Genomic DNA, 3,932 nt, shown 5'->3' with positions numbered 1-3,932 from the left:
GTTTGTGCCCGGCGGGGATGAGGTGCGGGTAGAGTTGCGGGACCTGTCATTGCTGCTGGAGCGGTCATATCAGGTCAACCGTTTCGCGGGCACGGGCGGGGCGGAAGGGTTCGCGGAACTGGCGGGGCGGCGGAAACCGCGCGCCATGGGGCGGCCCCGGCAGTTTACGCCGGTCCAGATCTGCAAGAACCCGGTTGTCTATGCCTATGGCGATGGGCCATGCGGCGGGGTCCTGGCGGCGTATGACCGGGGTGACCTGTTTACCGCCGTGGGGCCGGATTATCCGACCTATGCCGCCATGGTGGCGGCCAGCATGGCAGGGCTGGATTATGTCACCTGCAACGCCCTGGGCCTGATCCGGTTTGCGGCACAGCCCGTGGGGCCGTTGACGTTGCAGGTGGAGGGGCGAAAGCTGACCGGCGGGGCGACGGCGCTGACATTCGCGGACATGGTGTCCGTGGTCCTGCCGATCGATACCAGCCTGACCCTGACGGACTTCGCCCCCGGTACCGTCGCCGCCATGAACAGTCTGTGCCCGCAGGTGCTGGGGCATTGGTATGATGGTGGATCGGAAGTGATGGTTTCGGCCATTGTCGACGAATGGGCGGAAAGTCTGGGTGCCTATTGGGGGTTCGATCTGAGCCGGCGCCTGGCGCTGGGCCGGTTCGATGTGCCGAAGCTGGTGCCTGATTTCAGTTTCCGGCAGCGCGATATCCTGTCCATCGATCCGACGGCGACCGAGCGGCGGCTTGCCGCACAGACCATCGGTTATGGACGGAGATGGAAGCCGCTGGCCGACGCGGAAATTGCCGGAAGCGTCGTCGATGGCCGCGATCTGCTGGGACAGGAATGGGAGCTGGCAACCTATACGGATACGGCTGTGTCCGTGCAAAGCCTACTGGCCCGGACAGAACGGGTTGATACCTGCCTGATGGCGCAAAGTGCTGCGCTGGCGGAAGCGCAGCGGCGTGTCGGTCTGCATGGGCCGCGCCGTGAGGGGTTTGAATTGCGCGTGCCCTTCACGCCGGGCCTGGATGCCGGCGCCACCGTGGCCGTGACGCATGAGCGCCACGGCCTGTCGGGCGGCAAGCGCTTTGTGGTGATGGCGGCGGAGCGTGATGCCGCCGCCGAAGAACATCTTCTGACCCTGTGGGGATAAGACATGGCCGTTAAATTCCGCCCGTTGGGCCCGCCCGTCCTGCTGGAGGACGCGGCGCCCCCGCCTGCGTCCAATGATCGGGGCGTGACGGGGTATGATATCCGTTTGGGGTTCGAGTGGCTGGATACGACAAATACAAAACCGCAACTCTATCGTTGTATTGACGATAATCCAGTTGCTTTGCGCTGGGTTCGGCTAACTGACAACTTCGACGGTGAATTCAACAGCACATTTATTGGAAATGGTGGCTTTTATGCGACTAATTTATCGTTATTTAACTGCGGGTTTGGGGAAAACGCGCTGCGAGACGTGACGGATGGGCAGCGCAATACGGGTATTGGCTCTAATGCTGCCGCGAATCTAGAGGATGGGCAGCGCAACACTGCTGTTGGCGATTTTGCCCTTTGCTCCAACGCCGGTGGTAACGGCAACACGGCGTTCGGACAGAACGCAATGGCTGATAATATCAGTGATTATAATACGGCTGTCGGGCAGGGAGCGATGGAGAGAAATTCAAATGGAAGTCGAAACGTTGCAATCGGTCAAGGTGCGATGGCGTATGGAACCTCCGGTTCATATAATGTTGTCATTGGAGTTGGCGCAAATCTGAATTCCACTGGCGACGGCAACACAGTTGTGGGTCATCAGGCGAATGCGGGCAATTATGAATACTGCGTCGTCCTGGGTGCGTATGCTTCCGCCACTAAAAATAACCAGCTTGTTCTAGGTTCGAGTGGACGCCCCCTGGTCACTCACGCCACCGCCGGCGCCGTTTCGGAATACCTGGAGGTGCTGGTCAACGGCGCCGTCCGTAAAATCGAACTAAAGGCGGTGTGATATGGCCTCCATGCTTATGCTGTGGGACATCGCGTCCGACACGGGCACCCTGTCTGCCGCCGGTACCAACCCGGGGGGCTGGGTTGAGGGTGGGGGGCTGTCCGTCCAGAACCTGCGGACCGACGATGTGATGGCGGTGGCCCGCTATACGGACATCGCCGCCACCACTGCCCGGGTAAAGACGGCCATGGCGCGGGCGCGCCCCATCGATATCGTGGCGGTGATCAATCATAATGGCAGTGAGGCGGGGACATGGCGTCCGCTCTTGTCGGCCAATGCCGATCTGTCGGCCTCGATCTATCAGCCGGATCCTATGCCGATGTGGGGGGCGACCTATATCTGGGGCTCTCGCCCCTTCGGTGATTTCCCGTTTTCGGGCATCGACACGGGCAATTATCCAGGCGCGCCCATTCTTTGGCACCGTCTGACAGAACCGGTGACGGCGCAATATCTGGGGGTGGACTTCATCGATCCCGGCAATGCAGCGGGATATTTCCAGGCGGGGCGGTTGATGGCCGGGGTGGCGTGGCAGCCCCCCATCAACTTCAGTTTTGGCAGTTCCATCGGCGTGGTCGATGCGTCGGAGAAAAAGCGGACCGATGGCGGGCGCCGCCTGGTCCGCCGGCGTGCCAAATGGCGGACCTGGAAAATCGCCCTGGCCTATCAGGACAGGCGCGCGGCCATGGGTGTCTATCTGGACCTGATGTGGCTGAAAGGTATTGCCGGCGATCTGTTCCTGGTCTGGGACCCGGCAGAAGACGCGGCCGTGATGAGCCGGCAGATCCTGTATGGCGCCCTGTCTGCCACGGGTGAGGTGCCGATTGAACGCTATGGCCGCTGGTCTGTGACATTCGAATTCGAGGAGCTGATCTGATGCCTATGATCAATGGCACCGATTGGACGCGCGACGATTTCAGTCCATACGATTATTACCAGAACTGGGACCCGTTCTGGACCGATGTGATGGTGGAGGTCGGGAATGTCGAAAATGCCGCCTCTTCCACCCAGACCGCCCTGACCCAGGCGCAGGCGGCACAGCTTGCGGCGGCCGGCAGCGCGGGCGCGGCGGCTGCCGACCGGGTGCAGACGGCGGCGAATGCGGCCGCCACCGGCACGGCGCTGGCGGCCGCACAATTGTTGGTGGGATCGGCCGGCACCGGCACGGCGACCGGGTTGGCTTATGCCGCGGCGACCAAGAGCTTGGCGTCGGCGGCCGATGTGATCGCGGTTGGTTTCTATGACCGCCGCCGGGATGGCGATGGCGGCGCATGGGGTGATCGCCCCGGCCGATCCTGGTATTGGGAGCTGTTGGGCACCGCTACGCGTGGGGTCACACGACGTTTTCCCGTCGTGTGCTTTTGGGTTTTGCGGACCTCCGGTTTAACGATTTATGACCTGCATGACCTGGATGCCAGCGGGATGCCCCGCATGTGGATGGACTTCCCGGCTGCGTCCTCGCCCTGGTGGACTGCGCCCGCCTTTAGCAGGGCGGCGTACATGTCTCATGGCCGGCTATGGATATGCACCTCAGATGGTGCCGGTAACGGGCGGTTGCACGAGATCAATTTCGCACTGGACACGATTACGCGACGGTCTGTCGCTGCGCTCGGTTTTGTTCCCGGTGGCATTGCGACCGCGAGGTTCGCCGTGCCGACCTCAACGACGGCCGGCGGTCTGGCCTCGTCCGATTGCCTCGATGTTCACGCTCGCGTCATCCCTGGCGGCCCGCTGGACAGTGCCGGCCTGCCGATCCCGACCGTGGCCGTGGCGACGACGGCAGGGGCTTCGGTAATCTATCCATGGGGCGCTGTCTACGACCGCTGCACGGATTTTTCAGTGGCGCGAGTATTGCTGGATGAAGCGGGGTCGCTGCTGGTCTACAGGTCTGTGGGGACAACTTATGGCCTGTTGAGCCCCGATGGCAGGGGGCTCGTAT

The 3,932-nt window shown here is 62.3% G+C and carries 4 protein-coding genes; all 4 read left to right on the top strand.

Going from position 1 to position 3,932, the window contains the following annotated elements; translation table 11 throughout:
• On the top strand, positions 1 to 1,159 hold a 1,159-nt coding region (locus KBA48_RS32660), incomplete at its 5' end, for a hypothetical protein (RefSeq protein ID WP_292912843.1).
• A 3-nt stretch (positions 1,160 to 1,162) separates the two neighbouring features.
• Positions 1,163 to 1,996, top strand: a complete 834-nt coding sequence (locus KBA48_RS32655) for a hypothetical protein (protein ID WP_292912842.1) — start codon at positions 1,163 to 1,165, stop codon at positions 1,994 to 1,996.
• Between the two features lies 1 nt (position 1,997).
• Positions 1,998 to 2,870 (top strand): hypothetical protein, encoded by an 873-nt coding sequence (locus KBA48_RS32650; RefSeq protein ID WP_292912841.1) that lies wholly within the window; start codon positions 1,998 to 2,000, stop codon positions 2,868 to 2,870.
• Between the two features lie 5 nt (positions 2,871 to 2,875).
• Positions 2,876 to 3,932, top strand: a 1,057-nt coding sequence (locus KBA48_RS32645; protein ID WP_292912840.1) for a hypothetical protein, incomplete at its 3' end; no start/stop codon positions are given.

It is taken from the genome of Niveispirillum sp. (genome assembly GCF_017996735.1).
Taxonomy (GTDB): Bacteria; Pseudomonadota; Alphaproteobacteria; order Azospirillales; family Azospirillaceae; genus Niveispirillum.
This window is presented reverse-complemented; position numbering and strand designations above follow the sequence as displayed.

Coding starts and splice junctions, on each gene's coding strand:
- KBA48_RS32655 (WP_292912842.1), top strand. CDS start 1,163: ATGGCCGTTAAATTCCGCCCGTTGGGCCCGCCCGTCCTGCTGGAGGAC.
- KBA48_RS32650 (WP_292912841.1), top strand. CDS start 1,998: ATGGCCTCCATGCTTATGCTGTGGGACATCGCGTCCGACACGGGCACC.